Source organism: Lactobacillus psittaci DSM 15354, from assembly GCF_000425905.1.
Classification (GTDB): domain Bacteria; phylum Bacillota; class Bacilli; order Lactobacillales; family Lactobacillaceae; genus Lactobacillus; species Lactobacillus psittaci.
Genome location: NZ_AUEI01000014.1, coordinates 1 through 25997, shown reverse-complemented (window position 1 = coordinate 25997; position 25997 = coordinate 1). Strand labels below are relative to the sequence as shown.

Genomic DNA, 25997 nt, shown 5'->3' with positions numbered 1-25997 from the left:
TATTAGTCTGAAGATGACCATTATGAATCAGATTAACAGAACTGCAAAAAGGACAAGCAGGCTGAATAAGAGTAGCTTGAAAGACCTTATACTTAATACCGTTAATTAATTTAAAGAAATGAGCATTAAAAGTGATATTAGGGTCTTGGATATCGAGCGAAAATTTAATACAATCATTGTAAGAGGACATAGAAAAACCTTCAATCTATTAAAATTTGAGTCGTGTTGAATTTTATTGTAAGTAGAGGGGCTATGGCCTCTTTTTTGCAATAAAAAACCTGTTAACAGTTTAACTCAAATAAACTATCAACAGGAAAAATTATAGAACCTGAAAATTTAGCTTTTTTACTTTGTCTAGTATTTTAAAAATTAATACTTCACAAGTTGTTATCAATTTTACTTTGCACCTTTAAGACTTAATAATAAAAAGCGTAAAGAGAAAAACGCTTACATTACAAATATACAAACAATATTATAGGCAATTTTCCTCTTAAATAAAAGACTGAAATAGTTTAAAGGAGAAATTTAAATATGGAAAAGAAATTACATACATTACCACCTTATGAAGAAACACCAATCATGCACAGTACTAAACCTGGTGAAAAGATGAGTGATGAAGACTTTGAAAACTACTTAAAGGAAATTCGTCACTTAGCACAAAACGAATTCGATCGTATGACTCCATATATTGAAGAAAATCGTGAATTTCCAAAGGACTTCTTCCCAATTGCAATTAAGCATGATTTATATCGTTTTGCTTTACCACGTCAATACGGTGGTTGGGATTTAAGTGAAAAACAAATCTTACAAGTTCAAGAAGAATTCTCACGGACCCAAGGTGGTATTAGAATGCACCTTCACCACGCTTCAGATATGAACTGGAGAATTTTAAATGACTTTGGTAGTAAGGAACTTAAAGATAAGTACATGAACAAGTTCCAAGATAAGAGCATTTATGCTAACTTCGCTTTAACTGAAAAGAGTGGAGGTACTGGTGCTGACTTACATACTACTGCTGTTAAAGACGGTGATGACTGGATTATCAATGGTGAAAAGACTTTGATTTCACACGCCGATGTTGCTGACTTTACTTACTTAATCGTAGTTACTGACCCTGATAAGGAAGGTGACGAAAGATTATCAGCATTCTGGGTACCAACTAATACTCCAGGTTTTGAAGCACACGAAATGCCTTTAATGATGGGTTGTCGTGGTGCAGGTCACGCAGACCTTAAGTTTACTAACATGAGAATTCCTGACAAGTACATGTTAGGTAAACGTGGTGAAGGTATGAAAGTTGCTATTTCATCACTTTCATTATCACGTGCTCACATTGCTGACTCAAACTTGGGTATGGCACAAAGAATGCTTGAAATGGCAATTGCTTACTCAAAGGACCGTGTAACCTTTGGTAAACCATTATGTAAGCGTCAATCTATTATCTTTGAAATTGCTGACATGGGTGCAAAAGTTCATGCATTACGTTTAATGCTCTGGGACTTAGCTAAGGACTACGATGAAGGTAAGGATATTACTAAGAAAGCTTCATTTGCCAAGCTTGAAAGTATTAATACTGTAAAACTTGTATCTGACTACATGCTTGAAATTTTTGGTGGTGTAGGTTACTTCCAAGACAACCCTTATGGTCCTGCAGAACGTCTATACCGTGATTGTCGTGCTATGTGGCTTGAAGAAGGTCCTCGTTCCGTACAAAGATTAACTGCTGGACGGTTATTGATCAAGGATGATGGTCAAACTCCAATTACTAGCATTAAATAGTTAATTATTATTTGGACCGAATCAAAAGCTAAAGAAGTTTATTGATTCGGTTCTTTTATTTCAAGACTTATTAAGAGGCAATATTATGGCTAATGAAATTTTAAAAGGTGTAAAAGTTATTGATTTAACCCAATTCTTGGCAGCTCCTACTGCAGGTAGAATTTTGGGTGAATGGGGTGCAGATGTTATTAAAGTAGAATCTCCAAAAGGGGATGCTGGTAGAACACAAGGTGCTGTCTTCAATATGAAATATGAAGATGATGAAAACCTAGGTTTTGATGTTTCTAACATGAATAAGCGTTTCATTACTTTGAATACTAAGACTCCAGAAGGTTTAGCAGCTTTTAAAGATTTATTGAAAGATGCAGATGTCTTTTTAACTAGTGTTAGAACTAAGAGTTTGGAACATATGGGACTTTCATGGGAAAGTTTACATAAAGAATTTCCAAAATTAATTTTTGCGCAAGATAGAGGCTACGGTGAATTCGGACCTAAGAAAGATGCTGCAGGTTATGATGCTACTGCATATCAAGCCAGAGGTGGTGTCCAAGGTACCACTGTTGATAAGGGTAGCAACCCATACAACCCAGTTAACGGTTATGGTGACTTCCAAGTTTCTCTTACTTTAGTAGCTGGTATTTGTGCAGCCTTACTTAAGCAAAGAAGAACCGGACAAGGTGAAAAATTAACTGTTAACTTGAACCACGCAGCTATCTTTATGCAAAATATTGCGATGGTTTCAGCTCAATATGGTAATGAATATCCCAAGAGCAGAAAAGAAGTTACCAACCCATTTAATGATACTTATATGACTAGTGATAATCGTTGGTTTGTTCTTTGTGTGCCTGAATACGACCGTGACTTTGATAAGGTTATGCATGATGTCGGTCGTGATGATGTGATGGGTGATAAGCGCTACAACAAGATGGATACTTTAAACGCTAATGGTACAAGTAGTGAAGTAATTGCTATCTTGGAAAATGCATTTAAGAAGAAGCCTTTAAAGTATTGGTTAGACTTATTTGAAAAAGAAGATTTACCTTTGGAAGCTTGTCAAATTCCTACTGAAATTTACAAGGATCCAGAGGCACTTGATAATGACGAATTACGTTTGATGACATTCCCATCAGGAGCTAAACGTTTTATTCCAACTAACCCAGTCAGATTTGAATCACAAGGCAACCCTGTATTGACTCCTTCAAGAGCCCAAGGTTCTGATACTCGTGAAATTTTAAAGGAATTAGGTTATAGCGACGAAAAGATTAATAAGATGATTGAAGATGGCGCTGCAGGTGATGTACGTCATATCGGTGATCCTATTAAATAGGAGATAAGTAAGATGGTATTACAATATACTGAACGACAAAGAGAATATATTCACCTAGCTAAAGAATTTGGTGATAGATATTTGAAACCAAATTTGATTAAAAAATATGATCGAAAAGGTGATTGTCCAATAGAAGCATTTAAGCCTGCAATTGATATGGGCTTACATATGCTTGAAATTCCTCGTGAATATGGCGGTGCAGGCTTATCATATGAAGATTCAGCATTAGTATTTGAAAAGCTAGCTGAATATGATGCTGGTTATGCATTAACTTTGATTACTTCATTTGTTGCTTTGCGATGTGTAATGATTTCTGGTACTCAAGAGCAAGCACAAGAATTTGCCGATATTTTAAAACCAGGAAGATTTGCAGCCTTTACTTTATCAGAAGCCGATGCTGGATCTGATTCAGGTTCTGTACGTGCAACTGCTGTTAGAAAAGGTGATGAATATATCTTAAATGGGGATAAAGCTTTTGCAACAAATGGTGGAGTTGCTGATGTCTTTATCGGTATTTTCAGAACTTCAGATAATGGTAATCATGGTCTTTCTGCTTTTATGATTCCAAGAAATACGCCAGGTATTTGGGTAGGTAAGCATGAAGATAAGATGGGATTACGTTTATCAAATACAGTCCCCATCGCCTTTAGAAATGTTCATATTCCAATTAAGAATTTAATTGGTAAAGAAGGTAAGGGAATTAATATTGCCCTTAATTCACTAAACTTATCACGTGCCTTTGTTTCTACTTTAACTGTTGGCATTATGCAAAGAGCCTTAGATGAAGCTGGCAAATACGCTGTTAAGCGTGAACAATTTAATACTCCAATTGTTAAATTTGAATCAGTCCAAAATATGTTGGCTGACATGGCAACTAGTGTAGAAGCAGCTCGCTTAATGGTTAATAACACAATGAAGTTAATGGATAAAGGTAGTTTAGTTAGAAAAGAAGGAGCAATGACTAAATTATTTGTAACTGATATTGCGCAAAAAGTAACTTCAGATGCTGTTCAAATCTTTGGTGGATATGGTTATACGCGAGCATATCCTGTCGAAAAGTTGATGAGAGATGTCAAAGGATTCCAAATTCTTGAAGGTACAAATGAAATTCAACGAATGACAATTGCTCGTGAAGTTGAAAGAGATTACGAATAATAGGGAGATGAGTAAAGTGAAAATCGCAGTTATTGTAAAAAAAGAATTTTTAAGTTCAAAAGCTTATACCACTCATCGCCAAAAAGTGACCTATCATGATGAAGATTTATTTTTAAGTAAAAGTGATCAAGCTGCTATTTCATTAGCTGTTTCATTGAAGCAAGATGGTCAAGTTGACCTCTTTAGTTTTGAAAAGGGGATCGTTGGTGAACGAGTTTTACGTGAAGGCTTAAGTTATGGAGCTGATACTGCTACCTTATTTACAGGTATAGACCCAGATGATCCAATGAACTCAGGTCAAATTGCGCAAGTTTTAGCTAAGCAGCTTAAAGGACAAGGATATGACTTAGTTTTAACTGGAGCTAACTGTGAAAGTGCTAATTTTGCTGCTAGATTAGCTAATAGCTTAAGTTATAACTTTTATGATCAAGTTTCATATTTTGACGCTAACAAGAGTTTTGAGTCTCAATTAGATCGTGGTAGTTTAACAGGTACTGCAACTTTACCTGCAATTTTAACTATCACTGAAGAAGCGAAAAATCCAAAATTACCAAGTTTTTTGGCATTAGAAGCTGCTCAAAAAGTAGAAATTAACAAGATTGATATCAAGCCTTCTAATCAAGAAGTTAGTGAAATTATTGCTGACAAGAGAAAAGGCAAGAAGTTAATTTGGAATTTAGATGATGAGCCAGATGCTGTTGAAAAATTGGTTGAAGCTCTTAAACAAGATGGAATTTTGAAGTGAGGTTAAAAATGAGTAAAGCATATTTTATTCAGTTTGAAGATAAAGACCTTCAAGAAGGTTCTAATTTGGCTACTTTAGCAGGTATAAGTGGTTATTTCTCAGATTTAACCAATATTGTTTTGAGCAACCAAAGTGATGAAATTAAGAGTAAGTATGAACAATGTGGTGTAAATACTCAAATTTACACTAATGAAGCATTTACTCTGACAGATTTAGCTACAATTACTAAGTCATTAGGCAAACTTTTTGATGCTAATAAGCACGCTATTTTTATTTTTGAAGATAGTAAACTCGGAAATAACTTAGCAAGTCGGTTATCAGCTACATTAGATTTGCCACTAGTTTGTCATGTAACTGATTTAACGATTAGTCCTAATTCAGTTACTGTTTCAAGAAATATTGCTGAAAGTAAAGCGGTTAGAATTAGTCACTTAAAACAAGGTGGAGTAATTACTGCTTCATTAAATGGTGTTATTCCGGAACATGCTACTAATACTGTTAAATTAACTAAATTTAACTTTACTAGTAACAGTAAGATTAGATATATCAAAAAGCAAAATTCAGGAAATGACTTGGTTTATGCTAAGACAATTGTCTCTGGTGGTAAAGGATTACAAGATGCCGAAGGTTTTAAGCCTTTAAATCAATTAGCTAAAAAGTTAGATGCTAGTGTTGGTGCTACTAAAGGTGTAACAGACCAAGGATGGGTTGATGCTACTAGAATGATTGGGGTATCTAATTTAACAGTTAAACCAGATGTTTACTATGCTTTTGGTATTTCTGGTGCTGTTCAACATACTGCTGGTATGGATAAATCTAAACATATCATTGCAGTGAATACCGATAAAACTGCCCCAATTTTTAAGTTGGCAGATTATGGCATCGTTGGTGATGCAAATCAAGTAATTGACCGCTTAATTAACTTACTTTAAAAGAGGTGTTCAAAATGGGTGATTTTAAGACATTAAAGGATGCATGGGATTGGAGAGTTGAGCAAACTCCAGATAAAATATTTATCATTTACCAAGACCAAAACTTCACTTATCAACAAGTTGATAATTTAGCCTCACAAACAGCTTATTTACTTGAAAAATCTGGACTTCAAGCGGGTGATATTATTGGCCTGCAATTTGAAGTTGACTTTGAAAACATCTTATATTTGATTGCTAGCATCAAGCTAGACTTAGTTATCAATCCACTAAATCCCCATTTTGATACCACTGAAATTCAAAACTTAGTTTGTCGTTTTAAGCCGTTTGCTATTGTTACCCAAAAAGCCGTTCGCGGTAGAGATACTATTTACTATGATGACTTAGAAAATTATGACTCCTTGTTTGTGGGTGATTTAAGGTTATTTATTCGTAAAACTCGTAATCAAGTACTTCCAAAAATTGAACCAAATGAAGATAACCCTGCCCTGATTTTGAATACTTCGGGGACAACTGGCGCTCCAAAAGGTGTGGTCTTAAGCAATAAAAATATTTTAAGTAGTGAACTTGCATTTAATGATGCATTCGAAATAACTGAATCTGACATGATTGCAATGCCATCAGGCTTTTATCATGCAATTGGTTTTCACCATGGTCTCATTTCTACTATTTTAGCAGGTAGTAGTATGGTAATTATGCGTCATTATCATGTGGAAGTTTTAGCCCAAATTCTTGCAACTCATCCTGTAACTTTTGTTGATAGTGTTCCCACTGTCATTTACGATATATTATTTAAAATCGAAAATTTGGGAAAGTTAAGACAGTTGATATCTGGTGGTGATAAGTTGAAATCTAACCTCTTAGAAAAAGCCAAACAACGTAATCTGCCAGTGTATAATTGCTATGGCCTAACTGAAGCTGTTCCATTTAGTTATACGCCAAAGAAGTATTTTTTAGATAGTAATTACCGTGCTACTGCGGTAACACCGATGAAAGGAATAAAAATTCGACTTTTAGATGATCGACACCATGAAATAACAAAGCCTAATATTAAAGGTAACATTGAGGTTGCAGGTCCTGTGATTTTTAAAGAGTATCTGCTAAATCCTGAAAAGACCAAAGCTAGTTTTGATGGCGAATGGTTTATTACTGGCGATTTCGGACATTATAATGATGATGGCTTATTAGAAATTGATGGTCGAAATAGTGATAAAATTATTCGTGGCGGTGAAAATATTTCAGCCAAGGCGGTTGAAGCAAAAGTTTCCTTATGTCCACAAATAAAAGAAGTGGCAGTTATCGGCCTACCTGATGTAAGATTGGGTCAGCGGATTGGAGCTTTTATAGTTTTGAATAATGGTAACGTCACTTTTTCTAAGCAGCAATTGATTGACTTTTTGACAAATGAGAAGGTCGATAAAAAGTTATGGCCTGAAAAATTGTATATTTTGCCAGAATTGCCCAAAACTGCAAACGGAAAAATTAAGAAGTATATTTTGAAAGAAAAGGCGAAAGAAGTAGCGGTATGAGTTTCTCTTTTTATAAATGTGAGCTTGGTGACTTTGTTGTTACTCCGGGGATGCTTAATCATTTAGGGATTTTGCATGGCGGAAATTTGGTTAAACATTTAGATTCAAATTTAGGAATTTTTGTCTCTAGATATAATGGAACGCGATGTGTAACTGGAAGAATTGATCGAATGAACTTTCTTAAGCGTTCCTATGTCGGCGATTGTGTCTATTTTGAAGCTAGTATTTTAAAAACTAGTAAGCACACGGTTACGGTTTATAGTGCCATTAAGCATCGTAAATTAGGACAAAAATCAGATTTGATTGGTGAAGCTGTATTTACTTTTGTAGCTGTGACACCAGAATTTGAACTAGTACCAATGAAACCATTTGAGGTAATAAATGAAGAGCAAAAGCAGTTTATAAGTGAGAAATTAAAGCAATTTCAACTTTAAATAAAATTTGATTATAAAGTCTAATCTCTAAAAAGGTTAGACTTTTTTATTTGAATTTTTAATACTGCAATTAAATAAGTAAATAAAAATTCATGAATTATCAGCTAATCTTCAAGAAAAAACTGAAAATACTACTATCAAAATATGTGCAGGACTAACATTAAATTCACTATGAAGGCGTTTCCATAAATATTGGTTTATTTTGAATAAGACAAAAAAGAATTAATTATTTTTATTGAAGTATTCGCATTATATTAAGGCTGTAACGTTAATAAATTCACAAGACATGAGGTGTAATTATGAAAAAACAAAATTATATTGGCGCTGCAGCTTCAGTTTATCTAAACTATGCAGTTGTAGGTGTGGCTACGATATTTATTTCACAATATCGTGACTTCTTCATTAAGGCCTGGAATACAAGTGCAGCTGGCCTTTCAATGGTGCTAGCTGGTGTAGGATTAGGAAGAATTCTAACTATCTTGTTAGCTGGTGCGGTTAGTGACAAGATTGGCCGTAAGAAGACTTTATTGATTGCCCTAGTTTGCGATATTTTATTCTTGCTAGGGGCTGCTTTTGCAAGAAATATCTGGGTTGCTGGCATTGCCGCACTATTTTTTGGTGCAACTAATTCATTTGGTGATACTGCAGGATATCCAGCTTTGGCGGATGCTTTTCCAAATAAAACCGCGACTATGAATTCACTTGTTAAAGCCGCAATGCAAATTATGCAGTTGATTTTCCCATTCTGGGTAGCAACATTTCCAAATCCACATGTAACAGCTTTTGCTTTAATCATCATTATCGCTATTGACATCTTTACTACCTTAAAAGCTGCCTTTGCTCCACAAGATGATAGTAAACCTAAAAAAGTGACTAGTGATGTTATTAGTTCTGATATTAAGTCAGCTAAAAAGCCAAGTTTAGCTGTTGATGGTGTAATGATTATTGCTTTAGGCTTTACCCTTTGCTTTACTTTTTATATTTTCTCACTTTATGTACCTTTCTTTGGTTCAGTAGTTTTACATCAATCACCAGCTACCGCTAATCAGTTGATTTCATGGTACTCAGCTGCTTCATTGATCTCAGTTTTCATTACTTCAGCAGTTGTTACTAAAGTGAAGAGATTGAATTTGATTTTGGTATATTCAACCATTTCAACTTTAGGATTATTATTTATGGTATTAATGCCATCACTTCTAAGTGCAAGACTTGGAGCAGTTGCAGTTGGTTTCTTTGCTGCTGGTGGTGTATGGCAAGTTGGATTATCAGTTTTAACTTCATATTTCCCAACTGGTCATGGTAAATTTACTTCATACTACTCATTTATGGCAGCTATTTGTTATTTTGTCGCTCCTTTAGTTGCTAGTTTCGTTATTAAAAACACAGTTACTAGTGTATTAACAGTTTTCTGGATTACAGCTATTATTACAGCTATTTCAGTTGCTTTGGTTGTAGTATTGCTTCAAAGAAGTCGTAAGTTTTCGATTGAAGGTTAAGTAACTTAATCCATCTCTTCCGACCAATAAACAATCTCTATCAATAAAACAGCAGAACTTACTTTTTTTAAATCACATGTGTCACTACAATGAAAACGATTACTAGATTTTTCGAGAGAGGATAATGGCGATGACAAAACAAACTATTCAAGCCAAGGCTCAAGGCCGAAACGGTGAAATTAACTTCGACATTGACGTTGATGGTGATAAATTAACTGATGTTAAAGTAACCAAGTCAAGCGAAACTCCTGCAATTTTTAATCAAGTCTTCGATAAGTTACGAACTTCTATTCTGGATGCACAATCATTTGATGTGGATGCAGTTAGTGGGGCTACAATTATGACAAGTGCCTTGCTTGATTCTGGTAAGAAGGCTTTAGCTAATAGTGATGTTAAAACTAGCCAGCACAAGACTGAAGTTAAACATCAAAATCTTAATTTGGATGTTGATGTTGCCGTAATTGGTTCAGGTGCAGCGGGCTTAATTGCTGCTTGTCGTGCACTTTCAATGGGCAAGAAGGTAGTCGTGTTAGAAAAGAATGGCTACTTAGGCGGAGCTACAATCTTGAATGGTTCCAATGTAGTAGCGACTGGATCAAATTTAGCCAAAACTTTATTTGGCAGTGCTGCTTTAAACGATAGTCCAGAGCGCTTATTTAATGACATTACTCGTGAATGTCGCGGAACTAACTATCCAATGCTTTCACATTTATTGACTAAAAATATTGGTAAGGCAGCTGACTTTATTAAAGACTTTGCTGATTTGACTTATCAAAAAGCAGAAACTCAAACGATTGAACACTCAGTTGACCGTCAAGTTGAAATGCCAAGTGAAAGTTCATATGAATTAATCACTAAGGTGGCTAAGGCTTTTGAAGCTAAGGGTGGCAAGATTTTACTTGATGCCCGCGTTGAAGAAATCAAGACTGAAAATGGTGCACCTGTTAACTTAGTTGCTGAAGGTAAACACCAAACCACCACAGTTAAGTTCAAGTCATTAGTACTTGCAGCTGGTGGCTGGGGCGCTAAAGACTTCAAGGAAAAGAAGACCGATATTCCATATTACGGCCCAATGACTTCAACTGGTGACTATTTCTTCTTTAATAAGGACCTTAACTTAGCTAGTCGCAACCTTGACTGGTACAAGGTCTACCCACATGGCCTTGAAGTTGAACCTGGCATTGCCAAATTGACCACTTATTCAACTAAAGAAGCTAGTGATATGGGTGCCATCTTTGTCAACAAGGCTGGTAAGCGGGTAGTGAATGAATCAGCTCCTTACACCCACTTCCGGGATGCAATTGCCAATCAAAAAGACAAGGTCTGCTACATTGTAATGGATGAACGGATTTGGCAACGCTTCTACGAATTGATGCTTAAATATGGCTTCACTGCTGATGAAGTTGCTGGCTTCTTCGCTCTTGATGGCAAGAAGAGTCCAGTTTTGGTCAAAGGCGACTTAAAGACCGTAGCTGAAAAGGCTGGTATTGACTATGACAATTTAGCTAAAACTGTTAGCCACTACCAAGAAATTGCTAAGAGTGGCAATGATGATGAATTTGGCCGTGATGCTAAGTTCATGCATCCCCTTGAAGGCGACACTTACTACGTCATTGAACAAAAGTTACGCTTCTGCACTACTTTAGGTGGCTATGAAGTAAATGACCAAATGCAATTGCTTAACGCTGACTTTAAGCCAGTTGATAACTACTTCGCAGCTGGTGAAATCATTGGTGGTGCTAATGGTCACGATTCAATGCCAAGTATGATGAACTCCTGGAGTTATGCTTCCGGCTTTGTTGCTGGAACCAGCGCAGCTGATAATTGTAATAACCGTTAATAAAAATACCAAATAACAAGTAATAACTTATTTTTAATACCCCATCACAAAAAGGATGAAAATGACCTCAATTGTAGGTTATTTTCATCCTTTTGCTTTATAAAACTATAGCATCTTGAAGTGCTTCTTTGCGTAGTTATGAGCAAACTCTTCAAAATTCATGACAGCTGGTGGTAAGAAGTGATTTGCCTTGGTAATGGCGTAAATTGGGTGTACGACGGCTTCATCGTCAATCTTGATTAACTTAACGATCTTAGTATCTAATTGTGACATATGAGGCACAATTGCGACACCAAAGTTATAGTGAACAAAGCCTAAAACTGAGTGATCTTCTTGCACTTCTAAGGCAACATTAGGCTCAATCCCAGCACGTTCAAAAAGTTCATTTAGGTAGATACCTAAACCACTATTTCTTTGGTATAAGACCATCGGATATTGGGCAAGTTCAGCCAAGTTTACGCTATCTTTTTGAGCTAAGGGGTGGTCATTTGGTACAGCCGCTAGTAATTCTTGATCAGCTAACTTAAATTGGTTAACTTGGCTAGCTAATTTAGGCGTAGTCGCTTTTGAAGCAAAGACGAGGTCTAACTTTTCAAGGAGTAAGTCTTCGATTAACTTATCAGTAATATCTTGACTATAAGAAAATTCAATTTCTGAAAACTTGTCTTGCTTTAAAAAATTGGCAACAATTTCTGGAACTAAATCTTGTCCCATAGTATAAGTAAAACCCAAATGAATATGTCCTTGAGTTACATCTTGTAGCTCATTGATATACTCGTCTCCTTGCCTTAGTGTGGCCAAAGCTTCTTCAACATAGTGTAAATAAACCCGGCCATAGTTAGTCAGCTTAATATTACGACCATCTTTTTCAAAAAGGGGGATGCCGAGTTCATCTTCCAAGTTGTTAATAGCATATGAGAGCGAAGGCTGTGAAATCCCAAGATTTTCCGCTGCCTTAGGCATGTGCTCGGTCTTAGCTAATTCTACAAAAAATTCTAAATGTCGTAGGTTCATCTTTGCCTCCAGAAATTAATAAACGTTTTTTATTAATAAAGGATTTTAACTTTATTTATTATAGCTAATGAAAACGATACCATAAAAGTGTAATTGAGAAAAGATTAACAAAGTATCGAATCGAGGTATTTATCATGGAAGAAAAGAAAAACAAAATTACCGGTGTAAATGGTCCTATTAATGGTTGGCTTGATGGTCATACCTACTTAATTGGTTTAATGGCTTATCCAATTCGCCACTCAATGTCTCCAACAATGCACAACAATGCTTTTGCAAAATTAGGCTTAAACTTTACTTATCTTTGCTTTGAAATTGATAACAAGAAACTTCCTAAGGCAGTTGAAGCTATTAGAACGTTAGATATGCGTGGTTCTAACGTTTCAATGCCTAACAAGAAAGAAGTTATTAAATACTTAGATAAATTATCTCCAGCTTCAGAAATGTGTGATGCTGTAAACACTATTGTTAACGACAATGGTGTTTTGACTGGATACACTACTGATGGAATCGGCTTTATGAAGAGTCTAGAAGATGAAGGAATCGACATCCGCGGTAAGAAGATGTGCTTAGCTGGTGCTGGTGGTGCCGCAACTCCAATTGCTGTTCAAGCAGCTCTTGATGGCGTTAGCGAAATTGAAATCTTCAATATCCATGATGATAAGTGGGCTCAAGCTGAAAAGAATGTTAAAACTATCAATGAAAAGACTAACTGCAAAGCAAGTTTGCATGATTTAGAAGACAAGGACGACTTCAAACGTGCAATTAGTGAATGTGATATCTATTGTGATGCCACTGGTGTTGGGATGAAGCCTCTTGAAGATATGACTTTAGTTGAAGATCCAAGTTGGTTCCACAAGGATATGACAGTCTTTGATACTGTTTATGCACCAAGAACTACTAAGTTAATGAAAGTTGCTCAAAAAGCAGGTGTTAAGCATGTCTTAAATGGTATTGGCATGATGATTGAACAAGGTGCTGCTGCCTTTAAGCTTTGGACTGGTGAAGACATGCCAACTGATTATATTCGTCAAGTTATTTTTGAAAATGATAACAAATAAAAGTTGGTAATGAATTATGACAGTAAAAATTAGAAACATTGACCTCGGCACTGGCTTACCTAAAATTGCAGTGCCTAATGTTGGTAGTAATGAAGCAGAAATTTTGACGAGTGCCAAAGAAATTGCCCAAGCAAAGCCAGATTTGATGGAATGGCGAATTGACTATTATAAATCTGGCATTGAAGACTTAACAAAATTAACTGCTACCGCTAAAAAATTACGTGAATTAGTTGGTGAATTGCCAATATTAGTCACTTTCAGAACTAAAAATGAAGGTGGAGTCTTACCACTAACTGAAGACAAGTACCTAGAGCTAGTTGAAACGGTAATTATTAATCGTCTGGGGGATGCAGTAGATATAGAACTATTCCACGATGAAAACAGAGTTAAGCATCTGGTTCAATTAGCACATGATTACAATGTTGTAGTCATAATGAGCAATCACGACTTTGAAAAAGTACCTGCACAAGATGTCATCGAATTCAGATTAAAGAAGATGGCGACCCTTGGTGCAGATATTCCTAAGCTAGCTTGTATGCCACAGAGTGCAGGTGATGTATTACGGTTGCTTTCAGCGACTGATTCAGTTCATAAAGTGCTTGAACAACCAATTATCACTATGGCAATGGGGGATTTAGGCAAGGTTAGTCGAATAGCTGGTCAAGTTTTTGGATCATGTTTATCATTTGGAGCAGTTGGCAAAAGTTCAGCCCCAGGCCAATTATCTATTAGAGATTTACGCGAAGCTGAAAAGTTTCTAGAATTAAAATAATTTAATAATTTATTTAGTCATCAGTATATACTGATGGCTTTTTTTATAAAAATTAGTTCAATACCCAAAATATTATATATGTAATAAGAATAATAGCTAATAGGATAACTTGAGTTTTATAAATATATGCTTGCCATAGCATAAGAAACAAAAGATTATTATAAAGTAAGCAGATGTGTATAAATAAAAAGAACCGCTACTAAAGTTTTATAAGCGTAAAAATATAAAAAAAGATTTTATAGTGTTACAATTAATTTAGAATCCTGAGGGAAGTTATACCGATTATTGTTATATAGGTAAAGCGGATTCGAATATTGATTAAAAATGGATAGAAGATATTTGTTCGCACGAGGTTTTTATGGGAGTTTCTAAAAATAATTTTAAAAATAAAATGAATCAAAGCGCTAATTGCGTTCAGCACTTTGGCTTTAGAAAATTTTCTATTGGGTTAACAAGTGTTTTACTTTCTACAAGTCTTTATTTTGGTGTAGCTAACTCTGTTGCAAAAGCAGATACAGTAACAGATAAAAATAATACTCAAGTTACAACTGTTAATAAGCAACAGCAGGGCAATGATGCTGAGCAAAAGTCAACGCTTACTAGTGCGGACTTAAACACTAGCCAAAGCAAGACTGTAGCAGCCACTACAACTGCCACAGATGTCTCAAGTACTGCGAAAAATGAAAGCGCTAATATTGCACAAGAAACAGAACAAACAAGTTCTAATAAAGAAAATGAAGCTACTCAAACTGCAGCAAGCACTACTACGCAAGTATTAAATAAAGATACTAGTACAACAACTCAGACTCGCTCTAAACGTGAATTACTTGAAGCAAGCGCGGTCGAAAGTACTGCAGCTGGGAACGAGATTCAAGTAACCAGTGACGATCAACGGGGAAGTGTAACTGCCGGTGATACGGTTGATGGTCAAGCGCTGGACCCGACTAAATTCAACCTTGTTGTTCGTTATGTAGATGCTGATTATGCGGGGAGCGGAACAGGCTCAAGTTCTTTTGGTGGTCGGCTCTTAAAAACAAGGGTTTTTACGGTTGATGGCGATACTACTCCCGTAATTGACGGGCTGCTTGGTGGCCTTGATTTTATTCACTATCAAGCAGATAAAACAATTTCTGACTCTTACAATCTTAACGGCTTCGATGATGTGAATGGCACCTACAAGATTCTCACCTATGGGCTTAGTCACAAGACAATTGCCATTCCAGCTAATTTGAGCGGGGACCTCCCCAAAGGGACAGTAATTAAAGTTTCACAAGATGGGCGGACTTACGATCCAAATGGGACTGCAATCAGTGGAATTGATGGGCTGCCTGAAGCTCGGACAACCGAAACATTTAGCGCATCATTACTAAGTAACCAATTTTCAGATGCGGTTTACGTCACAAAAGATGGTGTTCGGCGGTTTGACAAGAGTCTATCAACCCGCCAACCATTTAATGTTAAATGGGTCTTAGATTTAGTTACTGGGAAGTTTGATGTTGATAGTCAGAATCCAATCACCGATATAAATGGTAAATCATTATCTTATGTTGGTTCGACTGCTAAGCAAATCCCCCAATATCCTGGTTACAAAGCATATCTTGTAGTTAACGGAGTACGAATGCCAGCCACTTCAATTTCTGCGAAAAAAGTTATTGTCGGTAAGGATACTTTGACAACAGTTAATGGCCTTAAGCTGTTAACATATACAGAAGAAATTGTATATGTTGCCGATGGGCAAAAATTGAACTTTAAAGCCGTTGACGATGATGAAAATGACGCGGATATTACCAGCAAGATTGGTAGTGCAATTGCCACCCAGATTACCGGTGATAGCGGGACGGCCGTTGATTTAAAGCAAGAACAATCTTACATCGATGCGATTCGCCGAGTTTTAGAAGCACAAAACTACCAGTACGTTTCAAATGACAATCTGGTAACTAACTTTGACAATGATATGTCAACGGATCAAACACTGACAATCCACTTTAGCCACAAGCACGGGGACGTTGTTGAAAGTCAGCCAATTACTAGAACGATTAACCTCCACCAACCGGACGGCACAACCGTTAAGACTGAAGTTCAAACCGGGACTGCTACTAGAACTAACACTGACGATTTAGTTACTGGTGACCATATAACTGTCGGCAAATGGAGTGGTGGTCTAACTCAATACCAAATTCCACAAATTGAAAACTATGTCAGTCAAGTGGATAATAACGGTACTCGCGTTGATCAGTCATCAATTAATAGCACCAGTTTTAGTGACCAAGATAGTGTCCCAAGTTATGATGCAATTGATGTATATTACCGGACTGTACCAGCATATACGGTTGTTAACTATAAAGACGCTGATGGTAACATTGTCAAGAGTGAAAACGTTGGTGGCAATGTTGGTGAAAAAGTTTCCGTTACACCTGCTGTTCCTGATGGTTATGAATTAATTCCAGGTGATTATCCAACTGAAGTTACTTTAACTAATGATGAATCAGGTCAACCAAAGACGCCTATTACCTTTAACATTAGACAAAAGGTCGTTACAGTAACTCATGATGCACCTAAGAATGCAGGAGATATAATTGAAAAGAACTTTACTTACCCTCAAGGTGTGAGTGAAGAAGATTTAAATAGAAGTGCCACTAGAACTATTAAGGTAATTAATCCTGATGGAAAAACTACTACTTCTAGTGAAACTGTTAAGTTCTACCGCGATGCTACAGTTAATGAAGTAACTGGTAAGGTTGTTTACACTGATTGGCAAATTGCTAGTGATTCACCACAAAAGTCATGGTCAGCATGGACAATACCGGCAACACCAGGTACTGAGGGTTACATTCCAACTATTTCAAGTTTACCTGCTGAAACGCCAACTGCAGAAACTGGTGATAAGGAATATACAATTACCTACAACAACCAAGCATACACCACACACGTTATCTTGAAAGATAGTGATGGTACTGTTTTACGAGTTCAAACTATCACAGGCGTAACTGGAACTACCGCTAGCGTTGATCAAACTTTGCCAACTGGCTACAAGTTAAAAGATGGTGAATCAATTCCTACGTCAATTACCTTTGATGGTAATCCAGTTGCTGATAAGGAAGTTACTTTAGAACATATTGTTGAGACTTTAACTGATAAGACACCAGATTTACCAAATGGTTATACTAGTGCTGACTTTAAGCGGACTGTTACTAGAACAATCCATGTTTACTCAACTGATGGGCAAACCATTACAAAGACAGTTCCACAGACAGCTACTTTCACGCGGACTGCTACTTACGACAAGGCAACTAACAAAATTACCTTTAATGACTGGTCAGTTAGTGATGGAAATGCCAACTTTGCTGAATTTAATGCTGATTCAATTACAGGTTACACGCCAACCACTAAGGCTGAAGCAGTTACGGTTACTGAAGCTGATGGCAATTCAGTTGTTAACATCTACTACACACCCAATGATAGTAAGGTTGTTTTTGAAGCTTACGATCAATCAACTGGACAAGATGTAAAACTTGATTTAGACAGTATCGCAACTAATACTGACTTAGCTGGTAAGGTAGATGAAGCAGTTTCTTCTGATCAAGCAAATGATCGCGAAAGTAAGATTAAGAACTTACTTACTAAGCTTGGCTACCAATACGTTGAAAATTCAGCTACCCCTACCCCAAGCAAGTTCACAACAGATCCTCAAACGATTAAGCTATACTTCACTCACCAAACTAGTGAAACACCAGAAGACAAGACTGTAACTCGTAAAATTAATATCCCAGGTGAAAATGGCAAGACAATTGAAGTTACTCAAACTGTAACTGTTCATCGGACTAATACCACTGATAAAGTTACTGGAATTACCACTCCAGGTGAATGGTCAGAAGCTAACTTCCCTGAATATGATGCAAGTACAGTTCCAGGGCACACTACTAAGGTAGATGGTAAGGAAACTACTACTGTACCAAGTGAAGCAGTCAAAGTTGTTGATGGCGTGCCTCAAAATGGTGATGATGTAACAGTTACTTACGATGCAAATCCAGGTACCCAAACTATCAAATACGTTGATGAAAATGGCAATCCTGTTGGTAGTGATCAAGTACTTAAGGGTAATGTTGGAGATAAGGAAACAGTCAACCAAAAGATTGAAGATGGTTATGAATTAACCCCTGGTGAAACTATTCCAAGTTCAGTTGAAATTAAAGATACTGATACTCCAATCATTATTACTTTACGTTCTAAGAAAGTCACAGTTACTCCAGATAGTCCAAAGAACCCAGGCGACCCAATCACCGAAGTTCCAGGTAAGACTTACCCAAGGGGTGTTAGTGAAAGTGACTTAAACAGAACTGTTACTCGTAAGATTATCGAAGATAAACCAGATGGTTCAGTTACAGTTAGTGATGAAAGTGTTAAATTCACTAGAACTGCAACTGTTAATGTGGCAACTGGTGCAGTAACTTATAGTGATTGGACAGTTGTAAGTCCTTCTAATAAGTTTAGTGAATATGTTTTAGGCGACAGCGACCAAGTTACTGGCTACACTGCAAGTAGAACAAAGGTTGACGCATCAACTCCAAGCGTTGAAGCTGGTGACCAAGAAATTCACATCACCTACACTAAGACTAACCAAACAGCTACTATTAACTACGTAGATACTGAAAATGGAGACGCAATTATCCATCAAAACATTATCACTGGTAGATATGGTGATAGGAAGGAAGTCCCATCAGAAATTCCAGATGGATATGAACTTGCTAAAGATTCTAGTGAGCCAAAAGAAATTGACTTTAGTAAGCCAACTGGTGACATTACTGTCAAATTGGTTCACAAGACTAAAACTTACACTGGCGACGAACCAGATTTACCAGAAGGCGTTGTTAAGACTGACTTACAAAAGACCGTTACTCGGGTAGTTACTGTCTATGAACCAGATGGTCAAACTGTTCAATCAACCCACACTGATTCCGCAACTTTCAAACGCACTTTAACTGTTGATCAAGTTACTGGTGGATTTACTTGGTCACCTTGGACAACTAGCGACAAGACTACTTTTGATGCTGTTCAAGGAACTGAAAAGACTGGCTACGTTGCACAAAGTACACCAAGTGTCACAGTTGATGAAAATAGTAGTGATTTGAACATCAAACTTTACTACTTACCATTAACTCAACAAGTTACGGTTGAAACTTTTGATAATCAAACTGGTAAGGAAGTTGAATTGCCGATTCCAGCTGGCTTTGGTAAGGCAATTACTGGTAACACTAATCATGAAGTTCCAGCACAAAAACTGAACGACTATATTGCTGCTTTGAAGGAATTCTTTGGTGACAAGGGATACCAGTTTGTTTCTCAAAGTACCGAACCTACTAATTTTGGTACCAAAGATCAAGTTGTTAAGTTAATCTTTAACCATCCTGGTATTGATGTTTCAAACACTGATCCTAACGCAAAGAAACTTGTCACTCGGACTATAACGATTAAATATCCTGGTGGCAAGACACAAGAAATCACCCAAACTGCAGTTGCTACTAGAACTGCTACCCAAGATCCAGTTACTAAAGAAGTAACTTACGGTGACTGGACAGGCGGCTTTAAAGAGTTTACTGCCCCAGTTCTTCCAAATTATGTGAGCCAAGTTGATGGTAAAGATGCTGAAAGTGTCCCTGCTATCGTCTTTGATAAGGACCATGAACCAAGCAACGCTTCAGCAACGATTGATTATCACACTAAGCCAAACACCCAAACTATTAAGTACATTAATGATAGAGGTGAAGTTGTTAAGACTCAGACAATTGATGGCTATGTTGGCACTACTCAAAAAGTTACTGGTGAAATTCCAACTGGTTATGAAGTAGCAAAGGGCTTCAGTGTTCCTGGTGAAGTAACTATTCAGCCAAATGACACACCAATTTTAATTCCGATTATCTCTAAGACAGTTGAAGTTAGCCATACTGATCCAAAGAATCCTGGTGATGAAATTCCAAATAACCCTGGAAAGACCTTCCCAGATGGCGTTAAGAAGACTGACTTAAACAGAGATGTTACTCGTAAGATTATTGAACACAAGCCTTCTGGCGATGTAACTGTTCAAGATCAAACAGTCCACTTCGTTCGGGATGCCAAGGTTAATGTTGATACTGGTGAAATTACTTATGGGGAATGGAAAGTTGAAGGCGACCGTAGTCAATTTGACGAATACACTTTAGGTTTAGATGATCAAGTTCCAGGTTACATTGCTAGCCGGATTAAGATTGATACTGCTACGCCAAGTGCTGATGCTGGTCAACAAATAATCGACGTTGACTATCGTCCAATTCAAACTATTAAGTTCAGAGCAATTGACAAAGATGATAATGACTCAGTAATCACGCTTAACAACCCAAGTTTAGCTACCTTGATTTCTGGTGAAGGTGGCGACAAGGTTGATGACAAGCAAGTTTACAGTTATGTCCAAGCTATTCGTGCTGAACTTGAACCACGTGGTTATGAATTTGTAAACTACGACAATATCCCTGAATTAATCAAGGAAATTAAAGACGGTATTATCAACGTTTACTTCAAACACCAAACTATCCCAGTTGAACCAGGTAAGGGCAAGACGCCTAGCGATCCAGTTCGTCCAGATGATTCAACTAGTCCTAAGTACCCTGAAGGTGTTGATAACAAGGATCTTGACACTACTATCACTCGTACAATTAATGTTTACGATGATAATGACAAGCTTCTTCACACTGAAGTTCAAAAGGTTCGCTACCAAAGAACTGCAACTGTCGACAAGGTAACTGGTAAGCTTCTTGGCTACACTGATGGTAAGGCAATTGGTACTGATACTTGGCCAGCATACACTTATGATGTGCCAGCAGGTTACCAATTAGTCGATGGCAATGGTTATGTTGTTAAGGCTGACGAAGTCAAGGTTGGTGTAAATGATAAGGATGTAGTCCTTAACATGAAGCTTGTGCCAATTCCACAACCAGAACCTACACCAGAACCTACACCAGAACCAAGTCCAAAGCCACAACCTGAGCCAAAGCCAAATCCAGATAAACCAAACAAACCAGAAACCCCAACTAAGCCTGATCAACCTAAGAATGAACCAGGCAAGAAGCCTCAAGAGCCTAAGACTCCAGAGACTCCGGTTAAACCAGAAACCCCTGCCAAACCAGCGGAAAAGAAGAATGAATCTAAGAAGACGCCAGCTTCTCCATTAACCCCTGAAGCTAAGAGCCCTAAGAAGGGTGAGCCTAAGAAGATTACCAGTTCTACAGCGAAACTCCCACAAACTGGTAACCATGATTCATCAGTTGCTGGCCTAGGCATTGCCGCAATGGCTGTCGCAAGTTTGATTGGCTTGGCGGGTAAAAAGAAAAAAGAGGATGAAAAGTAATAGCTAATTTTCGTTAATCTTTTTAAACAGAATCGATGAAAGTCGGTTCTGTTTTTTTGATATAATTATTAAGTAAAATTTGATTTTAATATTTTGGAAAGTGAATTATGAATTATCTTATTGTCGGCACAGGCCTTTTTGGGGCAGTTTTCGCTCGCGAAGCTGCTAATCGTGGAAATAGAGTAACTATTATTGAAAGACGCAATCATATTGCTGGTAACATCTACACTAAAGAAGTAGATGGTATCCAAGTTCATCAATATGGTGCGCATATTTTCCATACTTCAAATAAAAAAGTCTGGAACTATGTAAATGAGTTCGCAGACTTCAATCGTTATACTAATTGTCCAGTCGCAAACTACAAGGGACACATGTATAACTTGCCATTTAATATGAATACTTTTAGTGAAATGTGGGGCGTAAGAACTCCACAAGAAGCTATGGACAAGATTAATGAACAACGTCAAGAAATGGCTGGTAAAGAACCTCAAAACTTGGAAGAGCAAGCTATTTCCTTAATTGGTCGGGATATTTATGAGAAGTTAATCAAAGGCTATACTGAAAAGCAATGGGGGAGAAAAGCGACTGAACTTCCAGCATTTATTATTAAGCGTCTGCCAGTGCGTTTAACTTATGATAATAACTACTTCAATGATGATTATCAAGGTATTCCAATTGGTGGTTACACCAAGATGGTCGAAAAGATGCTTGATCATCCAAACATTACTGTTGAACTAAAGACTGATTTCTTCGACAAGAAAGATGAATACTTAAATAGCTTTGACAAAGTTGTCTATACTGGGATGATTGATAAGTTCTTTGACTACAAGTTGGGCGAACTTGAATATCGTTCACTTCGCTTTGAAACTGAAGAAAAGAATGTCGGCAACTACCAAGGTAACGCCGTAATTAACTATACTGAAGCTGAAATTCCTTACACTAGAATTATTGAGCACAAGCACTTTGAATTCGGTAAAGGTGATAAGGACAAGACGATTATTACGCGTGAATACCCAGCTGATTGGCAGCGTGGGGATGAGCCTTATTATCCAGTGAATAATGACTCTAATAATGACTTGTATAAGAAGTATGCTGAACTTGCTGGTAAGCAAGATAAAGTGATTTTTGGTGGTCGTCTTGGTCAATACAAGTACTACAACATGGATCAAGTGATTGCAGCTGCCCTTGATGCAGTGAAGAATGAATTTGAATAGGTGATGAACAATCATGGCTAAGTAAATAAAAAATTTAAAGTCTATTAATTGCTTAAGTATTCAAATTAAGATAAAATATCTGTAGAGATCAAGTCCCCCACATTTATTTAAGCTTGTTGCTTAGATAAGAAGCGCGTTAGCGTGAGCGTGGGGTTTTTTTTTATCTTAAATTAAAGAAAGCTTTTAATTGAAATATATGAGCCAATATAAACATCTTAGTTACGAAGAACAATTGGAGTTGTTTAAAAAAAGAGGTATATCTTTTGATGAGAAATACTATGAAAAGTCATTAAAAGATGTAAGTACTATAGGATATTATCAATTGAAAAACTATAGTTATCCTTTTTATGATATAGAAAATAAAAAGTATAATTCGGTTTCTTTTAAAGATATAATTGAAAGATACTATCATGATAAAAGATTCAAAAGTGCTGTTTTACATATCATTGAAGACATTGAAGTTACATTAAATACAAGAATAGCTTATTTATTAGGAGATAAATATGGACCTTTTGGCTACCTAAATTTTAAATTGTGGTGCCAACAAGAAGGAAAAAATAAGTATCTCAAGCACATAAAAAATATTGATATGTATGTGCTTATAAAAGAACAAAACAAATTTTGTCAATTAATTTTAAGTAAGGGATTGAAGTCAGCATCGAAAGATGTAAGACAATATAATGTGAATCATAGCAATACACAGCCATATCTCCCGATTTGGTTGCTTATGAATGAATTAACACTTGGTGAATCAATCTATTTGTTTAAGTTAATGAATAAGACAAATAAGAAAATAATTTCGGAAACATTTAATTGTACAATTGATGAGCTGGTTAGTTGGCTTGAATGCATTAATTTAGTTAGAAATATTTGTTGTCATAATGGAAATTTAATTGATTTAACTCTGAAAACGACTCCTAAGATTCCTGAAGATTTTAAAAAGTATATATATCGTTACCAAGATAAAAATAATGCAAGACAGTTTTCTAATAAGATTGCACTTGTTATTTGTATCTTATTGCGCTTGATGAAAGAAATTAATGAAAAATACTCTTTTAAGGAATTAAAAAATTCACTTAATAAGTTATTGCCGGATACTGATTCACTTAGAACTTTCGGATTTGATAATTTAAAAAGCGTAAACGAATTCTTTGAGAGTCTTTAATAATATGACTTTATATGGGATGACGAGAAAAGAGGACTTAGGTCCTCTTTTTTTATACCTCAAATGCAATCATGTACCTATTAAGATATATAAAATAATTAATTAATATATTATTCACTATTATATAAGTATGTGCTAAACTGTAAATGTGGAAGTATATAGGGCGTAAAAGATATTTTTGGAGGAGGATATATAATGAATTATTCTAAAAATAATCGCAATTTACGTAATAGCAAAATGATGGATCAAAAGCCACACTATGCTTTGAGAAAACTTAGTGTAGGAGTAGCTTCAGTATTGTTATCTACCACTTTATACATGATGGAGTCAGGTAATGCCCAAGCTGCAACTACTTCAAGTAATCAAACAAATCAAAGTTTAGTTCAAAATACCAAAAATGGGGGAGACAACAGCCAACCTACTGCTCAAACGGGAGTAAATAAGCAGGAAGCTGATACGCAAAAACAAGCAAAGACTCCAACAACAGTTGAAGCTAATGCGGTAAGTGATACTCAAACTACTGAAAAAACTTATAAAGCTAACTTGGTTGACTCTACTAATCAGGTAATTAAGACCTTAACAGCTAACGGCAATGTGGGCGCAACGGTCAACACTAATTGGACTGCAACCGACTTGCCAACAGGCTGGAAATTAGCTGATAAGCAGAGTTTGCCAACAGAAGTAACGATTAACAGTGATGATGCACAAAATACTGCAAATATTACAATTGAGCATGCTTTACGTCCTGCAACAGATGAAGAATTGAAAGATTTGTATAATCTTTCTGATGATCCAGGACATAGTATGTATGAGATACAAAAAGTTTATACGCGGTATATTTCTTATTACAATGGGAAATATATGCCACTTGCTTTTCCTGTAGATGATGAGTCAGGATGGATGAATGCAATTAAAGGTGGTCGTTATGTCGAACAATTTGTGAGATATACTTGGGACACACAAATTGATGAAGTAACAAATAAGCCTGTTTTTAGTAATTTCAAATTAGCAGAAATTAAAACTAAGATTTTTGATGGTTCGACTTTCTCCAATGATGACCTTAAATATATGGCCGATACATACTATCTCCATGGAAAATATTTGGATGCTATGAGAAAAGGAGCATTATCTATTTTACTCTCAGATAATAGGCTTTCTAAGTATGTACAAGTTGTGACTGGTAGTTATGAACTTCAAGGAGAATCTTATCAATTTAAGCCAGGATGTGTGTATAGTATTGCAGATGCCATGAGTTTTCCGATGATGACGAAAAAAGTAGAACACTATACTACACCTCAATTTACAAATAAAGGCGTCTCATTTAATGATATTGATTTTTCTAATTTTGATGTCCAAAAAGAGATGGATAAGGTACATAAAGTATGGCCTAGTGGCTCTTCTTTAAACTCACCTGCTGATGTAGCTTCAGTATTACATGATACGTATGCAATTGCATATACTCCATGTGACAGTGAAAAATTTATTCATAAGCAAGCAATAAGTGATGCAGATCTTAATAATCTAATTGCAAATGCTAAAAAAAGTAAAGTTATTTCTGATCAAGACCAAGAGAAATGGATGGTTACACCTGATACAGCAGATGTTGGATCAGGAGTTGCTGTGGTTAAATCAGGTTCTATAGATAATTCACTTATGTGGAAAGTTATTCCATATACTGTTCTTTCAACCCAAGACGTTGATGGTCCAAATGTCAAAACAGCCAAAACTCCACTTTCTTATATGGTTGGAGACACAATTTCAGATGATGATGCTGCTAAGGCATTAGACAAAGATACTATTCCAAGTGATGCCACTGTAGTTTGGGTAACTAAACCAAGTACAAAAGAAGCTGGTAGTCAAGCAGGTAAAGTTAAAGTAACCTTTGGGGACGGAACTTATCAAGACTATGATGTCAATGTAAATGTTGCTAACTATGCCACTGCTCAAGTTGAATTGGTTGATGGCACAGGTACTGTTAAAGATTCAGTTGATTCTTATGCAAAAACTCACTTAGGTAAAACAGTTACAACTTTAACTGTTCAAGGTAAGCCAGGTGAAACAGTAACTACCAATTGGGCAAGTCAAATTCCTGATGGCTGGCAATTAGCACCAAATCAAACTTTACCAGACACCGTAACTTTAAGTAGCGATGGTACAGTGAA

Annotated in this window: 16 protein-coding genes and 1 pseudogene; 15 read left to right on the top strand and 2 right to left on the bottom strand. The window is 36.4% G+C overall.

Translation table 11 applies throughout. From position 1 onward, the window contains the following. Nucleotides 1-190: pseudogene (locus H628_RS07980) on the bottom strand (ISL3 family transposase); the annotation flags it as partial. A 341-nt stretch (nt 191-531) separates the two neighbouring features. Between H628_RS07980 and H628_RS0103855 the strand changes: the two are divergent. The 9 genes from H628_RS0103855 (at nt 532) to H628_RS0103815 (ending at nt 11234) form a co-directional block, all read left to right on the top strand. Next, nucleotides 532-1779 (top strand): acyl-CoA dehydrogenase family protein, encoded by a 1248-nt coding sequence (locus H628_RS0103855; protein WP_201780427.1) that lies wholly within the window; start codon nt 532-534, stop codon nt 1777-1779. Between the two features lie 85 nt (nt 1780-1864). Beyond that, nucleotides 1865-3106, top strand: a complete 1242-nt coding sequence (locus H628_RS0103850) for a CaiB/BaiF CoA transferase family protein (RefSeq protein ID WP_034538257.1) — start codon at nt 1865-1867, stop codon at nt 3104-3106. Between the two features lie 12 nt (nt 3107-3118). Then, the gene (locus tag H628_RS0103845; RefSeq protein ID WP_027825283.1) at nt 3119-4261 is read left to right on the top strand and encodes an acyl-CoA dehydrogenase family protein; all 1143 of its coding nucleotides are present in this window, start codon (nt 3119-3121) and stop codon (nt 4259-4261) included. 16 nt (nt 4262-4277) lie between these two features. Beyond that, entirely contained in the window at nt 4278-5006 is a 729-nt protein-coding gene (locus H628_RS0103840) for a hypothetical protein (protein WP_027825282.1), read from the top strand. A gap of 8 nt (nt 5007-5014) precedes the next feature. Further along, a complete protein-coding gene (locus H628_RS07450) occupies nt 5015-5938 on the top strand; it encodes an electron transfer flavoprotein subunit alpha/FixB family protein (protein WP_051237963.1) in 924 nt (307 codons plus the stop codon). Nucleotides 5939-5952: 14 nt separating this feature from the next. Then, a complete protein-coding gene (locus tag H628_RS0103830; protein WP_027825281.1) occupies nt 5953-7464 on the top strand; it encodes a class I adenylate-forming enzyme family protein in 1512 nt (503 codons plus the stop codon). Then, nucleotides 7461-7898, top strand: coding sequence for an acyl-CoA thioesterase (locus H628_RS0103825; protein WP_027825280.1), 438 nt, complete (start codon nt 7461-7463; stop codon nt 7896-7898). Before H628_RS0103830 ends, H628_RS0103825 begins: the two co-directional genes overlap by 4 nt. A gap of 299 nt (nt 7899-8197) precedes the next feature. Continuing rightward, nucleotides 8198-9394, top strand: coding sequence for an MFS transporter (locus H628_RS0103820; protein WP_027825279.1), 1197 nt, complete (start codon nt 8198-8200; stop codon nt 9392-9394). Between the two features lie 130 nt (nt 9395-9524). Further along, nucleotides 9525-11234: an FAD-dependent oxidoreductase gene (locus tag H628_RS0103815; protein ID WP_027825278.1), complete on the top strand. Its 1710-nt coding sequence runs from the start codon at nt 9525-9527 to the stop codon at nt 11232-11234. 105 nt (nt 11235-11339) lie between these two features. On the opposite strand, the gene H628_RS0103810 is transcribed toward H628_RS0103815, so the two are convergent. Further along, on the bottom strand, nt 11340-12248 hold the full coding sequence (locus tag H628_RS0103810; protein WP_027825277.1) for a LysR family transcriptional regulator: 909 nt from the start codon (nt 12246-12248) through the stop codon (nt 11340-11342). Nucleotides 12249-12382: 134 nt separating this feature from the next. Here H628_RS0103810 and H628_RS0103805 point away from each other — a divergent pair, with 134 nt between their 5' ends. From H628_RS0103805 to H628_RS07250, 6 genes are all read left to right on the top strand, one after another. Then, a complete protein-coding gene (locus H628_RS0103805; RefSeq protein ID WP_034538254.1) occupies nt 12383-13306 on the top strand; it encodes a shikimate dehydrogenase in 924 nt (307 codons plus the stop codon). Between the two features lie 13 nt (nt 13307-13319). Further along, the gene (gene aroD / locus H628_RS0103800; RefSeq protein WP_027825275.1) at nt 13320-14078 is read left to right on the top strand and encodes a type I 3-dehydroquinate dehydratase; all 759 of its coding nucleotides are present in this window, start codon (nt 13320-13322) and stop codon (nt 14076-14078) included. Between the two features lie 358 nt (nt 14079-14436). Continuing rightward, nucleotides 14437-21456 carry a mucin-binding protein gene (locus H628_RS07255; protein WP_081662448.1) on the top strand — a complete coding sequence of 2340 codons (7020 nt, stop codon included), beginning with the start codon at nt 14437-14439 and terminating at the stop codon, nt 21454-21456. A 107-nt stretch (nt 21457-21563) separates the two neighbouring features. Next, complete coding sequence (gene glf, locus H628_RS0103785; RefSeq protein ID WP_027825274.1) at nt 21564-22670, top strand: UDP-galactopyranose mutase; 1107 nt, start codon at nt 21564-21566, stop codon at nt 22668-22670. 196 nt (nt 22671-22866) lie between these two features. Beyond that, nucleotides 22867-23835, top strand: a complete 969-nt coding sequence (locus H628_RS0103780; protein WP_034538259.1) for an Abi family protein — start codon at nt 22867-22869, stop codon at nt 23833-23835. Nucleotides 23836-24030: 195 nt separating this feature from the next. Continuing rightward, nucleotides 24031-25997: Rib/alpha-like domain-containing protein (locus H628_RS07250; RefSeq protein WP_034538252.1), on the top strand; the 1967-nt coding region annotated here is incomplete at its 3' end.

Bases quoted from the DNA above. Each gene is read 5' to 3' on its own strand.
- H628_RS0103815 (WP_027825278.1), top strand. From the start codon at position 9,525: ATGACAAAACAAACTATTCAAGCCAAGGCTCAAGGCCGAAACGGTGAA.
- H628_RS0103850 (WP_034538257.1), top strand. From the start codon at position 1,865: ATGGCTAATGAAATTTTAAAAGGTGTAAAAGTTATTGATTTAACCCAA.
- glf (WP_027825274.1), top strand. From the start codon at position 21,564: ATGAATTATCTTATTGTCGGCACAGGCCTTTTTGGGGCAGTTTTCGCT.
- H628_RS0103825 (WP_027825280.1), top strand. From the start codon at position 7,461: ATGAGTTTCTCTTTTTATAAATGTGAGCTTGGTGACTTTGTTGTTACT.
- H628_RS0103780 (WP_034538259.1), top strand. From the start codon at position 22,867: ATGAGCCAATATAAACATCTTAGTTACGAAGAACAATTGGAGTTGTTT.
- H628_RS0103820 (WP_027825279.1), top strand. From the start codon at position 8,198: ATGAAAAAACAAAATTATATTGGCGCTGCAGCTTCAGTTTATCTAAAC.
- H628_RS0103805 (WP_034538254.1), top strand. From the start codon at position 12,383: ATGGAAGAAAAGAAAAACAAAATTACCGGTGTAAATGGTCCTATTAAT.
- H628_RS07255 (WP_081662448.1), top strand. From the start codon at position 14,437: ATGGGAGTTTCTAAAAATAATTTTAAAAATAAAATGAATCAAAGCGCT.
- H628_RS0103810 (WP_027825277.1), bottom strand. From the start codon at position 12,248: ATGAACCTACGACATTTAGAATTTTTTGTAGAATTAGCTAAGACCGAG.
- H628_RS07450 (WP_051237963.1), top strand. From the start codon at position 5,015: ATGAGTAAAGCATATTTTATTCAGTTTGAAGATAAAGACCTTCAAGAA.
- H628_RS0103855 (WP_201780427.1), top strand. From the start codon at position 532: ATGGAAAAGAAATTACATACATTACCACCTTATGAAGAAACACCAATC.
- H628_RS0103845 (WP_027825283.1), top strand. From the start codon at position 3,119: ATGGTATTACAATATACTGAACGACAAAGAGAATATATTCACCTAGCT.
- H628_RS0103830 (WP_027825281.1), top strand. From the start codon at position 5,953: ATGGGTGATTTTAAGACATTAAAGGATGCATGGGATTGGAGAGTTGAG.